The organism is [Collinsella] massiliensis (genome assembly GCF_002161605.1).
Taxonomy (GTDB): Bacteria; Actinomycetota; Coriobacteriia; order Coriobacteriales; family Coriobacteriaceae; genus Enorma.
The window spans coordinates 1-20,040 of sequence record NZ_NFIE01000018.1 but is presented as its reverse complement, the minus strand read 5'-3'; the positions used below and the strand labels follow the sequence as shown (position 1 = coordinate 20,040).

The 20,040-nt window shown below is 65.4% G+C and carries 15 protein-coding genes; 7 read left to right on the top strand and 8 right to left on the bottom strand.

The annotated features are described in order from the left end of the window. The 3 genes from B5G02_RS07915 (at position 1) to B5G02_RS07905 (ending at position 3,608) form a co-directional block, all read left to right on the top strand. On the top strand, positions 1-1,272 hold the full coding sequence (locus B5G02_RS07915) for a HAMP domain-containing sensor histidine kinase (protein ID WP_342631708.1): 1,272 nt from the start codon (positions 1-3) through the stop codon (positions 1,270-1,272). Positions 1,273-1,484: 212 nt separating this feature from the next. Further along, positions 1,485-2,165, top strand: coding sequence for a response regulator transcription factor (locus tag B5G02_RS07910; protein ID WP_094335853.1), 681 nt, complete (start codon positions 1,485-1,487; stop codon positions 2,163-2,165). 21 nt (positions 2,166-2,186) lie between these two features. Continuing rightward, on the top strand, positions 2,187-3,608 hold the full coding sequence (locus B5G02_RS07905; protein ID WP_094335829.1) for a sensor histidine kinase: 1,422 nt from the start codon (positions 2,187-2,189) through the stop codon (positions 3,606-3,608). A gap of 90 nt (positions 3,609-3,698) precedes the next feature. Here the strand turns inward: B5G02_RS07905 and B5G02_RS07900 are convergent, their stop codons facing one another. Next, positions 3,699-7,268, bottom strand: coding sequence for a leucine-rich repeat domain-containing protein (locus B5G02_RS07900; RefSeq protein WP_241146202.1), 3,570 nt, complete (start codon positions 7,266-7,268; stop codon positions 3,699-3,701). Positions 7,269-7,505: 237 nt separating this feature from the next. Here B5G02_RS07900 and htpG point away from each other — a divergent pair, with 237 nt between their 5' ends. Then, positions 7,506-9,557 carry a molecular chaperone HtpG gene (gene htpG / locus B5G02_RS07895; protein ID WP_094335827.1) on the top strand — a complete coding sequence of 684 codons (2,052 nt, stop codon included), beginning with the start codon at positions 7,506-7,508 and terminating at the stop codon, positions 9,555-9,557. A gap of 165 nt (positions 9,558-9,722) precedes the next feature. On the opposite strand, the gene B5G02_RS07890 is transcribed toward htpG, so the two are convergent. Beyond that, positions 9,723-9,944 carry a hypothetical protein gene (locus B5G02_RS07890; RefSeq protein ID WP_241146201.1) on the bottom strand — a complete coding sequence of 74 codons (222 nt, stop codon included), beginning with the start codon at positions 9,942-9,944 and terminating at the stop codon, positions 9,723-9,725. Between the two features lie 320 nt (positions 9,945-10,264). Continuing rightward, the gene (gene vsr, locus B5G02_RS07885) at positions 10,265-11,230 is read right to left on the bottom strand and encodes a DNA mismatch endonuclease Vsr (protein ID WP_094335826.1); all 966 of its coding nucleotides are present in this window, start codon (positions 11,228-11,230) and stop codon (positions 10,265-10,267) included. A 128-nt stretch (positions 11,231-11,358) separates the two neighbouring features. On the opposite strand from vsr, the gene B5G02_RS07880 reads away from it, so the two are divergent. The 3 genes from B5G02_RS07880 to B5G02_RS07870 all read left to right on the top strand — a co-directional run bounded on the left by B5G02_RS07880 (position 11,359) and on the right by B5G02_RS07870 (position 14,733). Continuing rightward, positions 11,359-11,577, top strand: a complete 219-nt coding sequence (locus B5G02_RS07880) for a hypothetical protein (RefSeq protein WP_019239355.1) — start codon at positions 11,359-11,361, stop codon at positions 11,575-11,577. Positions 11,578-11,753: 176 nt separating this feature from the next. After that, positions 11,754-12,542 (top strand): ABC transporter ATP-binding protein, encoded by a 789-nt coding sequence (locus tag B5G02_RS07875; RefSeq protein ID WP_019239354.1) that lies wholly within the window; start codon positions 11,754-11,756, stop codon positions 12,540-12,542. Then, on the top strand, positions 12,532-14,733 hold the full coding sequence (locus tag B5G02_RS07870; protein ID WP_094335825.1) for an ABC transporter permease: 2,202 nt from the start codon (positions 12,532-12,534) through the stop codon (positions 14,731-14,733). The genes B5G02_RS07875 and B5G02_RS07870 overlap by 11 nt, the downstream gene beginning before the upstream one ends. A 490-nt stretch (positions 14,734-15,223) precedes the next feature. Here the strand turns inward: B5G02_RS07870 and B5G02_RS07865 are convergent, their stop codons facing one another. From B5G02_RS07865 to B5G02_RS07845, 5 genes are all read right to left on the bottom strand, one after another. Beyond that, positions 15,224-15,448: a hypothetical protein gene (locus B5G02_RS07865; RefSeq protein ID WP_019239352.1), complete on the bottom strand. Its 225-nt coding sequence runs from the start codon at positions 15,446-15,448 to the stop codon at positions 15,224-15,226. A gap of 161 nt (positions 15,449-15,609) precedes the next feature. Beyond that, positions 15,610-17,250 (bottom strand): hypothetical protein, encoded by a 1,641-nt coding sequence (locus tag B5G02_RS07860; protein WP_094335824.1) that lies wholly within the window; start codon positions 17,248-17,250, stop codon positions 15,610-15,612. 12 nt (positions 17,251-17,262) lie between these two features. Beyond that, positions 17,263-18,054 (bottom strand): ABC transporter ATP-binding protein, encoded by a 792-nt coding sequence (locus B5G02_RS07855; protein ID WP_094335823.1) that lies wholly within the window; start codon positions 18,052-18,054, stop codon positions 17,263-17,265. Between the two features lie 109 nt (positions 18,055-18,163). Further along, positions 18,164-18,361, bottom strand: a complete 198-nt coding sequence (locus tag B5G02_RS07850) for an Arc family DNA binding domain-containing protein (protein WP_094335822.1) — start codon at positions 18,359-18,361, stop codon at positions 18,164-18,166. A 168-nt stretch (positions 18,362-18,529) separates the two neighbouring features. Next, on the bottom strand, positions 18,530-19,564 hold the full coding sequence (locus B5G02_RS07845) for an SPFH domain-containing protein (RefSeq protein WP_019239348.1): 1,035 nt from the start codon (positions 19,562-19,564) through the stop codon (positions 18,530-18,532). Between the last annotated feature and the right edge of the window lie 476 nt (positions 19,565-20,040).

The window sequence follows — 20,040 nt, the reverse complement described above, 5'->3', positions numbered from 1 at the left end:
ATGGACGCACGGCCGGATCGGCCTGCCGAGAGCGCGCCGCAGACCCCCGATTCGCTTGCGCCCGAGGCGTTCGGGGGTAACGTCTTCGTCTCGCGGCTCCTCAAGCTCACTGTCAGCAAGTCGCTCGCCACGATCACGATGCTCGTCTTGCTCGTCATGCTCTTGGGTGCTAACGAGCCGTTCGCGATCATCGTGATACTCTTCGTGAGTTACCTCGTGGCGGATCGCTACGTCGAGGTGCGCCGCTGCATCGTGCTTGGCGGGGCAGCGTGGATCGTCGTGCTGTTCCTGGGCGGCCTTTTCATGGGGAACAGCCAGTTCCCCATCCTATTCGGCGCGGGTTACCTCTTCTCGCTCTGCGGCTTTCTGCTCGCGCTCGCCGTGTGCCTCGCGTTCTTCGTGGGGCGCGCGATGTACTATTACGGGCTCGATCAGGGGCATCGGGAGGCGGACGACGCGATCGCGCGCTGCATCACGGACCGGCTCATCGACCACCCGGACGATTGGGGCCAGCTCGATGGCGATTACCTGGAGACGGAGAGCGCGATCAGCCGCGTGCGCCAGCGGCGGCGCGCGGGCGAGCAGGCGCTGCGCAACGAGGCGCGGCGCAAGGACGACCTCGTGACCTACCTCGCGCATGACCTCAAGACGCCGCTCGCGAGCATCGTGGGCTACCTCTCGCTCCTCGACGAGGCGCCCGACCTGCCGGCGGACCAGCGGGCGCGCTTCACGTCCGTGGCGCTCGAGAAGGCGCACCGGCTCGATGCGCTCATCGAGGAGTTCTTCGACATCACGCGCTTCGACTTCCACGGCATGGTGCTCACGCGCGGCTACGTGGACCTGAGCCTCATGCTCGGGCAGGTGGCGGACGAGTTCTACCCCATCCTCGCCGAGCAGGGCAAGCGCGTGGAGATCGAGTGCGAGCCGGGGCTCAAGGCGCTCATCGATGGCGACAAGATGGCGCGCGTGTTCAACAACGTGATGCGCAACGCCATCGCGTACAGCTACGAGGGCACGACGATTCGCATCACGGCGGAGCGCCGGGACGACATGGGGGTCGTCATCCGCTTCGAGAACCACGGCGATCCCATCCCGGAGCCCAAGCTCAAGCTCATCTTCGAGAAGTTCTACCGGCTCGATGCCGCGCGCACCACGAACCGAGGCGGCGCGGGTCTGGGACTCGCCATCGCGAAGGAGATCGTCACCGCGCACGGCGGCACGATCGAGTGCACCTCCACCGCGGAGAAGACCGTCTTCACCATCACCCTGTGAGTCATTGGAGTCATTGGGGACGGGTTCAATTGACTCACCGAGACATTGGGGACGGGTTCGTTTGACTCGGCGAGTCAATTGAACCCGTCCCCAATGACTCAAGGCGGCTTACGCTATCTTTACAATGTGCTTTCTGCCTCATGAAGCGCGGTACATAACGTGTACTATGAAGAAAACTCACGGTCACAGCTGTTCTTGGGGTGACGTTTCCGATGATCTATTACGTGGAGGATGACGACAACATCCGCGGGCTCACGCTCTATGCGCTGCATCAGCAGGGCATCGAGGCCGAGGGGTTCTCGAACGATAGCGAGTTCAAGGCCGCCGTGGCGCGCCGCGTGCCCGATGCGGTGCTCCTCGACATCATGCTGCCCGACACCGACGGCCTCGAGATCCTCCGCCGCCTCCGCGCGGACCAGGAGACCGCGACCGTGCCCATCATGATGCTCACCGCAAAGGACACCGAGCTCGACAAGGTGGTCGCGCTCGACGGCGGCGCAGACGACTACCTCACCAAGCCCTTCAGCCTCATGGAGCTCACGAGCCGGTGCCGTGCGCTGCTGCGCCGCGGCGGCATGACGAAGAAGACCTCCGACGTGCTCTCCAACTCCGGCATCGTGCTCTCGCCGAGCCATCGCGAGGTCACGGTCGACGGCAAGCCCGTGAAGCTCACGCTGCGCGAGTTCGACCTGCTGGAATACCTCATGCGCAAGCCCGGCGTGGTGTTCAGCCGCGAGGCGCTGCTGCAGAGCGTGTGGGGCTGGGACTTCGACGGCGGCTCGCGCACGGTCGACGTGCACGTGCAGACGCTCCGCCAGAAGCTCGGCGACCGGTCGAGCTGCATCGAGACGGTGCGCGGCGTGGGCTATCGCTTCGCCGACCATGCAGCCTAACGAGGCGAGGGGAGCGCGCGCGTGAGTCCGCTCGGAAGCAAGAAATCGCTCTTTCGCCGCGTGTTCGGCACGATCTTCGTGACCGTGCTGCTCGTGGTGATCGTGCTCACCATGGTGGGCGCCGTCTATCTGCAGAACCAGGTGAGCGACATCTCGCGGCGCGAGCTGTATGACGAGGCGCACATCGTCGCGTCCATGCTCAACGAGACCGAGGATGACGTGAGCCTGCTCGATCGCCTCGAGGCGGACCGCGTGCGCGTGACGCTCATCGCGCCCGACGGCACGGTGATCTTCGACAACGAGGAGCCGGCCGCGGAGATGGAGAACCACAGCGGCCGCCCCGAGGTCGCCCAGGCGCTCGAAACGGGCTCCGGGTACTCGGAGCGCTCGAGTTCCACGCTCGGGGAGATCATGTTCTACCAGGCCGTCCGGCTCGAGAACGGCACGGTCATCCGCCTCGCGCAGGAGCAGGACGGCGTGCTCGCGATCCTCATGTCGTTCGCGGTGCCGCTCGTGATCCTCGCCGTGGTGCTCCTCGTGATCTCGTTCTTCTCCGCGCGCCGCTCCGCCCACGCGATCATCGCGCCGCTGCTCGAGGTGGACCTCGACCACCCCAAGCGCAACGACGACAAGATGTACTCCGAGATGGCGCCCATGCTCGACCGCATCGAGAGCCAGCGCCAGGCGCTCAAGCAGCAGATGCGCGTGCTCGCCGATAACGACCGCATGCGCCGCGAGTTCACCGCGAACATCACGCACGAACTCAAGACCCCGCTCACCACCATCTCGGGCTATGCCGAGCTCATCGCCGGCGGCATGGTGGCCGACGAGGCGGACCTGCGCGACTTCGGCCACCGCATCCACCGGGAGGCGGGGCGCCTCACCGCGCTCGTGAACGACATTCTCACCCTCTCCAACCTCGACGAGGCCGAGCGCTCCGATTCCGAGACGTCGGCCGCGGTGCTCGGCACCACCGAGCCGATCGACATCCCGCGCATGCTCGAGTCGATCCGCCAGCGGCTCGAGCAGCTCGCGGAGCGCAACGAGGTGAGCTTCATCATGGACACGAAGCCCGCCATGGTGATGGGCGTGGCGCGGCTGCTCGACGAGCTCGCGTACAACTTGGCGAGCAACGCGATCCGCTACAACCTGCCCGGCGGCACGGTGACGCTCGGCTGCGGCATGGACGAGGCGGGACGGCCGTACATCCAGGTCATCGACACGGGCATCGGCATCGCGCCCGAGGAGCAGCAGAAGGTGTTCGAGCGCTTCTACCGCGTGGACAAGAGCCGGTCGAAGGCGCGCGGCGGCACTGGCCTGGGGCTCGCCATCGTGAAGCACGCCGCGGTGTTCCACGGCGCGAGCATCGATCTGGCGAGCGAGCTGGGCATGGGCACCTGCATCACCGTGACCTTCCCCGTCCAGCAGTTCCCCGCCATGTAAATTTACCCCAGGGGTTATTTTACATGGAAGCGGCCTGTGCTCCGGATGGGGCACAGGCCGCTAATCGTTCTCGCGTACGCCGCCGCAGGGTTACATCTCGCCTTGGCCGCCGTTCTGGAACCACTCCTCGAGTGCCGAGGTGTCCTCAATGGGGTTGTTCTTGCAATGCAGGAATCTCAGGTTCGGGCAGACGCTGATGTCGAGCTCCGTGAGCTGGTTATTCTCGCAGTCCAACGTTTCCAGGAGCGGGCAACCGGAGAGGTCGAGCTCCGTGAGCTGGTTGTCTGAGCAGCCAAGTGACGTCAGGTTGTTGAGCGCGCTCACATCGAGTTCGGTGAGGTCGCAGCCATGGCAGTCAAGGCTTTCAAGCTTTGGTACAGCGGAGAGGTCGAGCTCATCGATGGGGCTGTTGACACAGGTCAACGTAGTGAGATTCGGGCAGCTTGAGAGATCGAGCTCACTTAAGTTAGTGTCACTGATGAGCAAATCTTCGAGCATGGGATTGTCGAGCATGAGCGTCGTGAGAGCTGGGCTGTCAAAGCTGAGGAGTGTGAGCTTGGGGCAGTGGGAGACGTCCAGAGCAGTGAGCGAGCACTGATCGCCCCAGAGTTCCTGGAGTTTTGAACAACCTGAAAGATCAAGCGTTTCGATGGGCGTCCTACCGATATCCAATACCGTCAGATTCGGGCACCCGGAAAGGTCGAGTTCGCTGATATCCGTTCCAGAGACATATAGTTTGGTGAGGTTTGGATGGTCACCTAGCTTGAGCTCACTTATGAGGTTGTCCCAGCTTGTGTATGTGCTGTTGACCTCCACGGTCTCTAAGTACCGATATTGTCGCAGGTCGAGGTTGTTCGTCGGCAGCGCGCTGACTTCGCGCAGGTCGGGTGAATTACCTAGCAGAAGTTCTACGGGACGATCGTTGCCCAGGAAGATGACCTCAAGCTTTTCGGCATTGCCGGTGTCGAAGCTGTCAAGTTTGTATTCCCAATTGCCCACGCCGCTGCCCTGGCTCTCGTTCCAGATGCGGAACTCAACGAGCTGCGAGCCTTCCTCTAGGGAGACGCGCTCAACATTGTTCGCCGTGGGGTACATGCCGGAGAGACTGCTCTCGACGCCCAGGCATGCGTACACGACCGGCTTGCCCTCGATGTTCGCGGGAATGATGACCTCGGTATCGTCGCCGATGTAGCGCTCGATGTGCACGCCGTCGTTCTCGATGGTGTACTCGAAGTCCTCGGCGGGCGTTGCGCCGCTTCCCGGAACGTCTTTCTGCGTGCATTCGTCCACAAGTTCGAGTGCGCCATCCTTACCAGTGCTTTCGAAATGCCAAGACCCCTCGAAGGGCGTGGAGCCCTGTTTCCAAACGTCCTTGGTGTAGGTGAGGTGTGCCCACTTCATCCAGCTGGTGTTTGTGCCCACAGACAGGCTGCCGTACACATAGGCGTTCGCGTCGATGCAGGTGATGCCTGTTGTGCGGGTGATGGCCTCGCCGTCGCCGGCTCCGCCCAGCTCGGCGGAGATGTCGAAGAGGCCAATCTTGGTGAAGCGCAGCTGCACGATGGGAACAGCTCCCAGAGCGAACTCGGCACGCACGGCGCAATGCGTGTTCTCTTCGTCGACCGTGGTCTTCGAGATTTTTTGGAAGGCGTCGTTGCGGTAGCGTGCGCCGATTTTCTGGTCGAACTCGACGTTCACCTCAGCGGAGCCGTCGGCCTTGATGTGGAGCTTGAGGTCGAAGGCGATGTTGGCGCCCGAGGCGATAGGCACGGTGATGGGGTGCTTGAGCAGATCGACCGTTTCGTCCACACCGTCGAAGTCCGCTGTGACGTTCACCGTGGTATCGAGGTTCACCACGGCACGGGCGCGCTTGATGGTGGCAGGGAACTCCCAATCGAAATCGACGTCGATGGAGGGGATGATGTTCACCGAGCCCGAGACAGAGCCCGCATCCTTGATCTTGAGGTCATCGAAGGAGATGGTAAAGTCGTCTTCGCCGCTGATGTCGATGGCGCGACCGCTTTGCTGGGCACTCGCACCATCAGCGGGAAGGATGGTGGCGCCGTCGACGGGCTCGACGTTGGCCAGGCGGTCGCCCTGATCGGTGGCGGTGACCTCGATGCTCTGGTAGATCTCACTGGGGTCGGTGGCCTGCGCGTAATCGAAGAGCGTTCGGTTGCCGTCCTCGTAGGCGTGCAGCGAGAGCACCGTGCCCGCGAAGCCCTCGTCGCCCTCGCCATCGCCCAGGTAGGCGACCTTGCTGCCCACGCTGGGGAACTTAAAGGGCGCGCGGGCAGCGCGGTACGTGGCAGCGCTGTTGTCCTGCTGGGTTGCGGCTCCCGCCACCTCGTCATAGGGGACATCGAGCACGAAACTGTCGTCATCGATCTGCTCGCAGGAATCGAGCAGGATGACGTCATCCTGCAGCGCGTAGTTCACGACGGGATCACCGCTGGCGGGAGCATCCGCGTCGAAGTCGAGTGCAGCGATACGCCCTGCGACCGTATCCGCTTCGGATACCGTGGCGGCATCCTGCGGGCGCAGCGCACCGTTCTCGTCGGGCTCGGCGATGCCCTGCTCTACCGCGATCTGCAGGAGGCTCGGATGGGTTGCGGCATCCGCGTCGCTGGCGTCCAGGTCGGCACCGGTGTCATAGAAGCCGGCATGCAGCACGGCGGTCGAGAACATGAAGTCGCGCGTAGCGGGCTCGTCGGGGGAGAACGTGTCCGCGTTGGCGATGTCATCGGGCAGCGAGCCCAGCGCATATGCGGTCTTGATCTGCTCCGCATACGGACTGTCCGCGATGTCGGTGAAGGGGCAGGCGGCATCGGCGGCGGGGTCGGCTTCGAAATCGCCGGTATTCGTCGCGTTGAGGAGTTTCGCGAGCCATTCGCCGCGCGTGATGGACGTTGTGTCGCCCGGGTCGGGCTCTTCTGGCTCGTCGGTGACCGTATAGGTGACGGTGGCCTGGACGGTGAGATCTTGGCCATCGACCGTGACGGTTTTGCTGCAGGTGAGCGTTTGAGTGGTTTCTGCGGCGTATGCCGTGCTTGTCATCGCGCCGCAAGCGAGCGTAGCCGCGAGTGCGACGGTACCGATGATGATGAGTGAGGCGTTCGAGTTATGCAAGCGCCTACCTACGAAGAGCGCGATGCAGCCGCCTGCGGCGAGTGCGAGCGCAACGACGGCGAGGGTGTTGCCCGTACCCGGGAGGCTGGTGTCTGCCGCATCCGTATCTGCGGCGGGCTGGCTCTCATCGCCTGTCTGCCCGTCCTCGTCGGAGGGAGGTGCCTGCTCGCCATCGTCCTCGATGCCGCCGGGTTCCCCGCCCTGCTCGCGAGCCGGCAGCACGACCTGGATGGCGGCTTCGGTGCTGTCGCCAGCATCGATGGCGCCGATAGAACCATTGAGCTGAGAGCCATCTGCGAGCGTCATGCCCTCGGGGAGCTCGAAGCGATATTCGACGTCGGTGACCGACGTGGCGCCATCGTTGATGAGCTCGAGCGTGAACGTCGCAGTGTCTCCTGCTTCGTAGCTATCGCGGTCGCTCGAAAGGGTTGCCGTCAGCGAACCTTCCGATGTGGCGAATGCGATGGCGGGTGCCAGCAGCGCAACCACGCAGAGCATGATTGCTGCGAGCAGCTTTCTCGTCCTTCTCATAGTCCCCCCAAGTTCCCAGCTAGGTATGCGCATTGTGGTGCAGTTGCTACCAGTGTAGTGAGCGCGCGAGGGGGGGGTCAAGGCCAAATAACCGAATGTAAATTTACCCCAGGGGTTATTTTACATTGCATTCTCTCGTGAAGATAATCTAAGTCTTGGGCACTTAGGTTTTATGCGTGCGCCGAGCGGGTACCATGATGCTCGGTATCTACGCAAGCTTGAAAGGAACGGCAGCACATGCGCAAGTTCAAAACCGAGAGCAAAAAGCTCCTCGACCTCATGATCAACTCGATCTACACCAACAAGGAGATTTTCCTGCGCGAGCTCATCTCCAACGCCTCCGACGCGGTGGACAAGCTCAACTTCAAGAGCCTCACCGACGACTCGATGCACGTGGACCAGGGCGACCTGGCCATCCGCGTCTCCTTCGACCGCGATGCGCGCACCATCACCGTCTCCGATAACGGCATCGGCATGACGGCTGAGGAGCTCGAGAAGAACCTCGGCACCATCGCGCACAGCGGCAGCCAGGAGTTCAAGGCGGAGAACGCCGAGCACCAGGGCGACGCGGTGGACATCATCGGCCAGTTCGGCGTCGGCTTCTACTCCGCCTTCATGGTGGCCAAGCGCGTGCGCGTGGTGAGCCGCGCCTACGGCCAGGACGAGGCGCATGCGTGGGAGTCCGACGGCCTCGAGGGCTACACCATCGAGCCCGGTGAGCGCGCCGAGCACGGCACCGACGTCATCCTCACCCTGCGCGACAACGAGCCCGCGAAGCCCACGCAGCCCGGCGAGCCCGCGGAGCCCGGCGAGAACTACGACCGCTTCCTCTCCGAGTGGACGCTCAAGGACCTCATCAAGCGCTACAGCAACTACGTGCGCTATCCCATCCAGATGATGGTCACCAAGACGCGCGAGAAGCCCAAGCCCGAGGACGCGGGCGACGACTATCAGCCCGAGTACGAGGAGTACCAGGAGCTCGAGACCATCAACTCCATGACGCCCATCTGGAAGAAGCGCTCGGATGACGTGAGCCAGGAGGACTACAACGAGTTCTACAAGAGCACGTTCCACGATTTCGAGGACCCAGCGCGCACCATCAGCTTCCACGCCGAGGGCACCCTCGAGTACGACGCGCTGCTCTTCATCCCCGGTCGCGCGCCGTTCGACCTCTACAGCAAGGACTACGAGAAGGGCCTCGCGCTCTACAGCTCCAACGTCATGATCATGGAGAAGTGCGCCGACCTGCTGCCGGATTACTACAACTTCGTGCGCGGCGTCGTGGATTCCGAGGACGTCTCGCTCAACATCAGCCGCGAGACGCTGCAGCACGACCGCCAGCTCCACGCCATCGCGCGCCGCATCGAGAAGAAGATCACCTCCGAGCTCGAGGCCATGCGCGACGACGACCGCGCGGCGTACGAGACGTTCTTCGAGAACTTCGGTCGCGGGCTCAAGTTCGGCATCTACAACAGCTACGGCGCCAAGGCGGCGGAGCTCGGCGACCTGCTGCTCTTCTGGAGCGCCAAGGAGCAGAAGCTGGTCACGCTCGCCGAGTACGCCGCGGCCATGCCCGAGGGCCAGAAGGCCATCTACTACGCCGCCGGCGACGACCGCGAGCGCCTGGCCAAGATGCCCGTGGTGACGGGCGTGCTCGCACGCGGCTACGACGTGCTGCTGTGCACGCAGGACGTGGACGAGTTCACGTTCCAGGCCATGCGCGAGTACGTGGCGCGCGACATGCCGAAGGTCTACGAGGACGAGGCGGCGCGCGAGGCGGCGGCGAAGGCCGTGGCCGATGGCGCCGAGCCGGAGCTCGAGGATCGGCATCTGGAGCTCAAGAACGTCGCGACGGGCGACCTCGACCTGGCGACCGAGGACGAGAAGAAGCAGGCTGAGGAGGCCACGAAGGAGCACGGCGACCTGTTCGCCGCGATGAAGGAGGCCCTCGGCGACCGCGTGGAGAAGGTCACCGTGTCGTCGCGCCTGGTGGGCGAGGACGAGGCGCCCGCGTGCATCACGACCGAGGGGCCGCTCTCGCTCGAGATGGAGAAGGTGCTGAAGCGCGGGCCGGAAGCGGAGGTCGCGGGGCTGCCCAAGACGCAGCGCGTGCTGGAGCTCAACGCGCAGCACCCGGTGTTCCAGAAGCTCGTGGCCGCGCAGGAGGCGGGCGAGACCGAGAAGCTCGGCCGCTACGCGGGGCTGCTCTACGACCAGGCGCTGCTCGTGGAGGGCATCCTGCCCGAGGACCCCGTGGCGTTCGCGACGAACGTGTGCGCGCTCATGTAGGGCGCGCGGGTCTCGGGGCGGGCGCGGTGCCGCGCCGGTGTGCCGCGCCCGTACCGGCCGCATCGCGCTGGCCGCAGTGCTCATATGAAAAGGCTCCCGACGAGGGAGCCTTTTTGTTTGGATGATGATGCTGGGCGCCGGGCGCGCCGGACGCGGTGCCGCGGGCTACTGCAACGCGATGAAGTCGATCGGATCCACGGCGAGCGCGTCGCGGGCGACGTCCCACGAATGCATGAGGTGCAGGCGCTGCTTGCGCAAGCGCGCGGAATCGACGGCGGTGGAGCCGGGGAGGCTGAATCTCTGTGTCGGGGGGAAGGAGATCCGGGTAGCACGGGGAGAGGTCTGCTGCTGCACGCCCGTGCTTGCTGCGTTTTCTGAGGAATGCACGATGCGCCTCCCCGCTCACCGCCTAAACGCGCACCCGAGTGCTGCTCTCGAATGCGTCGATATCATTATCACCGGCGGGGTGCGCGGCATAACATAACAAACGCTTACGCTGTTCTGTGCGTACCATGGTGCGGCCTCTGACCTGCGAAAACGCCAGTCTCGGGGTCGGAGTCTACCGTAGTTCTTAAGTGATTCGGTAAAGATCGTCCATGGACGAGGCGCCGGGGGGAGGCTTGCCGACCCGAACCGCCGGGTTGCCCGCGTCGGGCTTTAGGGGCGCCGCCGCGCGCACGTTCGCCCGCCGCACCCGCGCCCTGCGCCTAGGCCTTGCCCGTCCGCCGCGGCCGCTCCGCCGCGCGCACCTGCTCGATGACGCGCGCCATGGTCTCGTCGATGCGGTCGCGCTTGAGCTCGCATTCCCAGATGGTGATGGGCGTCCATCCCATGGCCTCGAGCTCCGTGATGGCGCGCTGGTCGCGTTCCACGTTGCGGCGGAACTTCGCCTCCCAGAACTCGGTGTTGCGGCGCGGCATGGACGGGTTGCAGTGCGGGCAGCGGTGCCAGAAGCAGCCGTTCACGAAGATGGCGACCTTGCGCCCCGGGAAGGCGATGTCTGGGCGGCCGGGCGCCTTCTTCCACTGCAGGCGGTAGCCGGTGAGCCCCGCCGCGCGCAGGCGCTGGCGCACGAGCAGCTCGGGCTTGGTGTTCTGCCGCTTGTTGCCCTGCATGGAGTGGCGGCTGTCGTGTCGGCGCTTCGCGAGCGCGCACAGGTCCTCGCGGCTCTCGGCGCCGGCGAGGGCGTGGACGAGCTCGACGTCGGCGGGCATCCATGTGAGCGTGGCGAGCGAGCGGCGCTCGACCCAGCGGATCTGGAGCTGGCGGTCGCTCTTCTGGGGCTCGCCCTCCTCGATGCGGCAGAGGAAGCATTCCATGGAGAGGTGGAAATCGGGGTAGTCGTACTCCACGGTATAGATATCCTGCAGGTCGGTGATGCGTACCTTGAGCTCCTCGGCGAGCTCGCGCCGGCAGGCGTCCTCCGCGGTCTCGCCGCGCTCCAGCTTGCCGCCCGGGAATTCCCAGAGCCCCTTCATGTCGCCGTAGCCGCGCTGCACGGCGAGCACGCGCTCTGCGGGCTCGGACGCGGCCGCGGGTGCGCCCGCCGCCGTGCCTGCTTTGGCCGCCGTGTTTGCGTTGGCCGTCGTGCCTGCGCCTTCCGCGCCGCCCGCGCGGTCTTCGCCGCGCCCGTCATCGCAGATGATCCCCGCTGCCACGCGGATCGTTTTCATGGGGCTCCTCTCGCGTTCGCCTGCGTGCCCTATGGTAGCAAACCTTACAAAAACGCAATCCAAGCGTAAGGCAAATCGATGGCACCGCCGACCCCCTCCTGCGAGGATATGCTTAGGAGGTGGTTCGGATGAAGACCACGAACAAGCAGCAGCGTGAACTCCGCCCGACCGCGGCGCGCACCACGGGGCTTGCCTATGCGAGCCCGTACGACCGGCCGACGCAACCCGCGCCGAAGAACCCGGTGGTGCGCGCGGGCATGTCGCTCGTCGAGATGCTCATCTGGATCGTCGTGATGGCGGTGCTGTCCCTCGGCATGATTGTTATGCTGTGGAACGTATCGCGCTGACCCGCCCCGCGTGCAAAAAGGGACGGGTCCAACGTGATGTAAAAGGTAACGTTTTGAACCCGTCCCTTTATGACGCATCGGGCGGCGCCCCGCGCGGCAGGACCAAAGCCTGTCCCCAAATGTAGCAAAAAGTAACGTTTTGAACCCGTCCCTTTATGACGCAAGGAAGGAAGATCATGGAGTATTCCACGCAGGCGCAGCATCCCGTGCTCGAGGTGCGCCACATCGAGAAGGTCTACGGAAGCCGCAACAACGTCACGCACGCCCTGCGCGACGTCTCGTTCTCCGTCACCCAGGGCGATTTCGTGGGCATCATGGGCGCCTCGGGCTCCGGCAAGTCGACGCTGCTCAACTGCGTCTCGACCATCGACAAGGTCACGGGCGGCAGCGTGCTCATCAACGGCGAGGACGTCACGCGCCTGAAGTCGCAGAAGCTCACGAAGTTCCGCCGCGAGCAGCTGGGCTTCATCTTCCAGGACTCGAACCTGCTCGACACCCTCACCGCGCGCGAGAACATCGCCCTGCCGCTCACCATCAGCCGCACGCCCGCGAAGGAGACGCTTGCCCGCGTGGGCGAGGTCGCGCTGCGCCTCGGCATCCAGGAGACGCTCGACAAGTACCCCTACCAGCTCTCTGGCGGCCAGCAGCAGCGCGTGGCGGCGGCGCGCGCCCTCGTGACCGACCCCGCCATCATCATGGCCGACGAGCCCACCGGCGCGCTCGACTCCAAGAACGCGCGCCTGCTGCTCGAGAGCTTCGAGACCATGAACCGCAGCTACCAGGCGACCGTCCTCATGGTCACGCACGACAGCTTCGCCGCGAGCTACACCAAGCGCGTGCTCTTCATCCGCGACGGCCGCATCTTCACCGAGCTCCGCCGCGGCGACACGAGCCGCCAGGAGTTCTTCGATCGCATCATGGGCGTCGTGGCCATGATGGGCGGGGAGGGTTCCGATGCTCTGTAAGATCGCGCTGGGCAACGTGCGCCGCGCAGGCAAGGACTACCTCATCTACCTGCTCACGCTCACGCTTGCCGTCACGGTGTTCTATGCGTTCAACACCATCTCCGTCCAGGTGGACGTCGCGGGCGTCACCGAGCAGAACGCAGGCATGGGCGAGACCCTCGGCGGCATCATCAGCGGGCTCACGATCTTTCTGGGCTTCGTGATGGGCTTCCTCATGGTGTATGCGAACAACTTCATCATGAAGCGCCGCAAGAAGGAGTTCGGCCTGTACCAGGTACTCGGCATGAGTCGCGGTCAGGTGGCGCTCATCATGGCCATGGAGACGCTCTTCGTGTCCGCCGCCGCCCTCGTGCTGGGCATCCTGTGCGGCCTGGGGCTCTCGTGGCTCATGGTGTTCTTCACGGCCAGCATATTCAAGACGCAGATCGCCGACTTCCACTTCTTCTTCTCGCTCGGCGCCTTCATGATCACGGTGGGCTGCCTCGTGGCGATCTTCATCGTGACGCTCATCTTCAACCTGCGCGTGGTGGCGCGGGCGAAGATCATCGACCTCATGAGCGCGGGCCGTAAGAACGAGGTCGTGCGCATGCGCAACCCCTGGGTCTCGGCCGCGGTGTGCCTCGTGGGCGCGGTGGCCATCGGCGTGGCGTACGCGCGGCTCCTCCATGACGGCCTGCCCTACGACGGTGCGCCCGAGGCCATGACGAACTTCCTCATCACCACGATCACGGTCGTGGTGGGCACGATCCTCTTCTTCTTCGGCCTCTCGGGCTTTTTGCTCAAGGTGCTCCAGGCGGCGCGCGGCCTGTACTGGCGCGGGCTCAACATGGTCACCATGCGCCAGCTCGCGGCCAAGGTGAACACCGTGAGCTTCTCGATGGCCATGATCGCGATGATCCTCTTTTTGGCCATCACCTCGGTCACGGCGGGCATGTCGCTCGCGAGCGTGATGAACGAGACCGTGGAGCGCGGCACGCCGGTGGACTACTCGCGGACGCTCGTGTATTTCTCGCAGGAAACCGCGGACGAGATGAACAGCATTTCCGCGAGCGAGGACGGCGAGGGCAAGCGGTACGCGCCGGCGACCGGCCCGGTGGACATCATCGAGGCGAGCGCGAACGACACGGTGGCGTTCGATACCTCGAAGGAGCACGCGTTCGACCTCGCCGCGATCGCGGGCAAGCACGTGCAGATCGACGCCTACGATTCGAGGCCGCGCGGCGAGAGCATGCCCGTGGTGACGCTGAACGAGCTGTGCGACGCGGTGCACATGGACCTGCCGGCGGGCACTGAGAACTCCGATGCCACCTCGCAGGGGCTCATGGTGGTGAAGGAGAGTAATTACAACGAGTACCTGCGCTTCCGCGGGATGGAGCCCCTCGACTTGGGCGAGGACGGCTACACCATCACCTCGGACATGGGCGCGACGGTGAACGACGTGTACAACGCGGTGCTGCGGGAGGGCGTCGAGCTTGAGATCAGCGGGCGCACGCTCAAGCCGGTGCAGGACAAGGTGAACGAGGACGCGAGCACGTTCATCAACGCGATGTTCGGCATGAACGCGGGCACGATCATCCTGCCGGACGATTTGGTGGACAGCCTCGATCTGCCGCCGTACAACAGCTACCTGCTGCTCGACTACGCCGACGGCATCTCGACCGAGGAGGGCGACGCCTTCATCAACGAGTACCGCTATTACGGCGACGTGACGGATGGCCAGGGGCAGATTATCGGCAGCTGGGGCACGGAGGCGACGCGCACTGAGAGCTACGAGAGCGTGGACTCCATGAACGGCCTCATCAGCTACCTGGCCATCTACATCGGCTTCGTGCTCGTGGTGGCGTGCGCGGCGATCGTGACCATCCAGCAGCTCTCGGGCGTGGCGGACGCGAGCGAGAACTACCGCATCCTCTCCGAGCTTGGCACCGAGCGGCGTGACATCGCGCACTCCGTGCTCGCGCAGCAGACGGTGTTCTTCGTGTTCCCGCTCGCGCTGGGGGTGGCGCATTCCTGCGTGGCGCTCTCGGTGATCGTCAAGCTCGTCGAGCTCTTCGGCGGGTTCTCGATCGGCGGCGCGGCGGCCTTCACCGCGGCTATCTTCGTGGTGGCCTACGGTGGCTACTTCTTCGTGACGTACCTCATGAGCAAGGGCATCATCCGCGATGCCACGCGCATCCGCCGCAGCCTGTGATGCGTATGGGTGCGGGTTGGGACGTCCTGGTGCAGGGCCTCTTTGATATTTGGCTGCCGCTTTTGGGATGGGTCGCCGCGGCGGTGGCGCTGTGGCTGGCGTTTCGGAGCCTGTGGCACCGCGACTAGCGGTTTCGCGCGGCTCGGGACGGGCGGGTTCTTCGGGATCCGCCCGTTTTTCGTGCGACACGGGGCGTGCGCGGGCGGCTGCGAAGATGTTCGAGCTCCGAATCTGAGTGGGATTTGGGAAGCTGCGAGTAGACAGCGCGTCCTGATCAGAAAAAGCGCTGGTAGCGAGGATGGGCATAGCGAGGCTACTGAGCGATTCCCAAATCCCACTCAGATTCGGAGCTCGAACTTGCGCGCGAGTCATTGGGGACGGGTTCAATTGACTCATTGAGTCAATTGAACCCGTCCCCAATGACTCAAAGCGAAGCGCCCGCGTTGGGGAGAGACGCGGGCGCTTCTACAAGGAGGACTAAGACCAAGGGCTAGATCGATGCGGCGTAGGGGCGCACCGGCCAGGCCTGGTACGGGGAGGAACCGGGGTCGCCGGAGGCCAGCTTGCGCAGGAACGCCTGGTAGGAGCGGCGTAGGTTGGCGCGCTGGTCTCCGGAGCGCTTGCGCGGCGTGCGCAGCGAGGTGATGCTTCCGCCTGCGCGGCGGTTTCGCGGCGCAGGCTGAACTCGGTCCGCATCCTTGTTCTGGGTTCGCATACGATCTGCTCCTGTTCTGCGTTGCCGGGCTGCAGCCGCGCGGCGGCGCACCCGACGGTCGTGTATCGAATGCTGTTATATATGTACCGCAGCGCGCCGCCGCTAATCGCCGTTCACAGCGAACACATGAGCCGGCAGCGCAGGGGTGCAGTGCGCTCGCGTTACGCCAGGCGCGCGGTGCGGCAGGTGAAGCGGAAGACGAGCCAGCCGCCGAGCATGCCGAGCGCCCCGATGCCGAGGTTCCAGAGCACGCCCGCCGTGACGCCCAGGTTGAGCGAGAGCACGAAGCTCACCGCGCCGCCGCCGAAGGCGAGCACCATGCCGCCCAGGATGACGATCATGATGGGGAAGCCGCGCTTCACGACCTCGTTCGGCGACATCCACGAGAAGTTGGGCTTGCGCGCGTCGCTCGAGAGCCCGATGTTCACCATGAGGAAGAACGCGCCGAACCCCGTGACGAGCACCTCCGCCGCGCCGAGCGCATCGACCTGCCCGCTCACGAGCAGCACGAGGGCGCTCACCGCGAGCGTCGCCGCGACGGGCAGCGCGTTCGACGCGAGCTTCGCGCCCAGGATCGTGCGCACGGGAAGCGGCGCCGCCGCGAGCACCCAGGCGTTCTTCCCCTCGATGGAGACGGAACACGCCGCGCTCGGGCACATGATGCCGCAGAACACGAACGCCCAGGGAAGCGCGTTCGCCACGACGCCCGAGATGGCGCGGTATTCTGCGGCGCTGAGCTCCACCCCGTCGATGACGCCCGAGCCCAGCATGCCCTCGAGCCCTACCACGCTCAGCGCGACGGCGATGACGAGCATGAACAGGTAGCCGAACAGGCAGTTGAACGCGTAGGACGGGATGCCCAGCAGTGTGCGGAACTCCTTGAGGACGATGGCCTTGAAGGGGGAAGCGGTGCGCCCGCTGCGGTGCCGGAGCTCGCCGGCGGTGAGGGCGCGGCAGCGCGCGTGCGCGGTGAGGGCGGCGTTGATGCGCAGGTAGTTGCGCTGCATGATCTCGAGGGCGAGCGCGGGGACGGCGAGCGAGACGCCGATGAACGCGGCGAGCGCGGCCACCGACCCGTTCGCCACGGCGTCGCCCATCCAGGCGGCGGGCGGCCACCCGAGGCTGAGCAGGCTGCTCATCGCCGCGAGGCCTCCTGCGAGCTGCTCCATGGCCGCGTCGCCGTCCGCTCCCGCGGTGAACGAGAACCCGTAGAGCACGACGACGAGCGCCGTGAACGCGATGAGCGAGATGACGATGTAGACGAGGTTCGCATGGCGGAAGCGCGAGGCGAGCGCGTTCACGCCGAACGCGAGGAAGGTCGCGATGGCGGTGGGGACGGCGGGAGCGAGCAGCACGCTCAGCGCCGCGCACGCGACCGCCCACGGGCTGCATGCCACGCACGCGAGGTAGACCGCCCACACCGGCACGGAGGCGACGGCGCCCATGAACATGGCGCTGGTGTAGAGCGCCGCCACGCGCGCGGCCACCACGGTGCGGCGCGGAACGGGGAGGGACATGACGAGGTCGAAGTCCGTGAGACCGAAGAGCGTGCCGTTGGCCTTGAGGAACGTGAAGACCACGCCGACGAGCGCGCTGAGCGCGACCGCGAAGGCGGGGAGGGCGGAGCCCAGGCCGAAGCTCACGAGCGTGAGGCCCAGCACGGCAAGGTAGAGTGCCGCGAACGCGACGAGGAGCACACCGGCTACCACGGCGAGCGCCATGCCGATGCGGCGCGATCCCGGCGTGAGCGAGCGGATGAGCGCATGCATCTGCACGCGCATGAGGATGAGGAAGGTGCGCATGGGTGCCTCCTGTTAGCGGTGCTCGGACGGGCTGCTGGGGGCAGGTTTGCCCATGGCGCCGGTGCCCGCGCCGCCGTCCTCGACGAGTTCCAGGAAGACCTCCTCGAGCGTGTCGTCGCCGCGCACCTCGTCGGTGGTTCCCGCGGCGACGATCTGGCCGTGGCGGATGATGGCGACCTTGTTGCAGAGCTTCTCGACCACCTCGAGCACGTGCGACGAGAAGAACACCGCGCCGCCGCGCGCCGCGAGCTCGTGGAGCATCGCCTTGAGCTCGTGCGCGGCGAGCGGGTCGAGGCCGACGAACGGCTCATCGAGCACGAGGAGCCGGGGCTCGTGGATGAGCGCGCCGATGACGACGAGCTTCTGCCGCATGCCGTGGCTGTAGCTGGCGATGGGGCTCGCGAGCGCGTCCGTAAGCTCGAGGCGGGGCGCGTACTCCTCGATGCGCGCCTGGCGGTCGCGGACGGGGACCTCGAAGATGTCGGCGATGAACGTGAGGTACTGCAGGCCCGTCATGAAGTCGTAGACGTCGGGGTTGTCGGGCACGTAGGCGCAGAGCCGCTTCGCCGCCACGGGATCGGCGGTGACGTCGATGCCCGCCACGTGGATGCTGCCGCCGTCGATGGGCTGCACACCCACGATCGAGCGGATGAGCGTGGTCTTGCCCGCGCCGTTATGGCCGATGAAGCCGTAGATGTCGCCGGGTTCGACGGTAAGGGAGAGGTCGCGCACGGCGATGGTGTCACCGTAGCGCTTCTGGAAATGGGAGACGCTGAGGACCGGTGCGTCGGTGGGGGAGTTCATGGGGAGTCGTACCTTTCTGTATGGGGCACGGCGCGCCGGTGCCCGCTGCGGCGCGTTCGACGGCCGCGGGCGCGACGCACGCACAACCGAAGCGAGCGCGCGGCGGGCGTCAGTCGTCAGCCTGGTCGTCCCGGTTCTGCGGCGCGTTGTCGCCGTCCCGCTTCGGCAGGCGGCCGGCGCGCTTGAGCGCGTCGCGCAAGATCCACTCCACCTGGCCGTTCGCGCTGCGCATCTCGTCATCTGCCCAGCGCTGGACAGCCTCCCAGATAACGGGATCGATGCGGAGTGGATACTGTTTGCGCGCCATACCATCAACTACTTACATATCGAGCGCTCTGGATATCTTCGTTTCGAGTCTGGCTAACCCGCGTCGGGTCTGCGGCACCTTCCCTTGCGCGCATTCCCGCAGCCGCAGGCGAGGACGCGCGCGAGGGAAGGCGCCGCAAACCTCGCCCAAGTGGTTAGTGCAGCGAGCCTAGTACAGCGAGCCCGCGTTCACGATGGGGTGCGCCTCGCTCTCGCCGCAGAGCACCACCATGAGGTTCGACGCCATCTGCGCCTTGCGCTCATCGTCGAGGTCGATCTTGCCGTGGCTGCCGAGTTCGTCCACGGCCATCTCGACCATGGTGACGGCGCCCTCGACGATCTTCTTGCGCGCGGCGATGACGGCCTCGGCCTGCTGGCGGCGGAGCATCGCCTGGGCGATCTCGGGCGCGTAGGCGAGGTGCGTGAGGCGCGCGTCGTCCACGGCGACGCCGGCGGGCGCGAGCCGCTGGGTGAGCTCGTGCTTGAGCGCGGTCGAGACTTCCTCGATGTTCGAGCGCAGCGTAATGGACTCCATGGAATCCGACGAGTCTTCCGCGTGGTCGTAAGCGTAGATGCTCGCCACGTGGCGGAGCGCCGTCTCGGCCTGCGTGGCCACGAACTGCTCGTAGTTGTCCACGTCGAAGAGGGCCTTGGCGGTGTCGGACACGTGCCATACCACGACGTTGGCGATCTCGATGGGGTTACCCATCTTGTCGTTCACCTTGAGGATCTCGCCGTTGAGCGTGCGGGCTCGGACGGAGATTTTGGTGGAGAGGCCGCTCGCCGCCTTGGACGCCGCCGAGATCTGCTTGCCGAGCGAGAGGCCGGACTTGCTGAGCACCTCGGCCGTGGCCTCCTCGGAGGAGGAGCTGCCGCCCATGCTGCGGCTATAGAAGGGGTTCGCCCAGCGGAAGCCCTCGTCGCGGACGGTGCCCTTGTAGTTGCCGAAGAGGATGCACACGCGCGCCTGGCCGGGCTGCAGCGTGAAGAAACCGGAGACGGGGATCCAGATCAGGCAGAACGCGGCGATGCTGAGGCCCAGGCCCCAGCCCGCGAGGGGGCTGATGGGCAGGCCGGCCTCGTCCGCGGTCGCCATGCTGATGATGCTGAGAACGAACGCCGCGATGATGATCACGAAGGCGACGAGCACCCCGATGAGCACTCCCCAACCGGCGGTCGCTTTGATCTTCTTCTCTACGCTCACTGTGGTTCCTTTCGAAATGCGCCGAGCTGTTCCGTTCGGCGTCGCCCCGGTTTCCTTCGGGGGGGGGCAGCTCCCCGGCCACGTGCCCGTGCGCTCGTGGTGATGCCATTGTGATATCACATTGCAATCAGGTCAACCACCGTTCGCCGAATCGGTGAACGGTAGGGCGGGGTGCTGGGCGCGGGGTTGTGCTCGGTGGGCGGGAAATCCGGTGCGACCGGGCGGTTCGGTGGGTCGATTTCCCCGTGAAGCCCCTCCATTACACTTCCGGAGCCGTCTTCTGATTCCCAAAGTGAGCGAAACGAGCGGTTTATACGGGGGTGGCAAAGTAGCCGGCAACGTGGCAGCCTCGCTACCTGCACTGATAATTTGCAATATGGTCGTACCGCCGTTCGGCGGATACCATGTCGGTACGCGGCGCGGTGACCCATCTACCTGCTGGCGCCCCCGCGGGGCCGCCTTCAAAGCGACCTGTC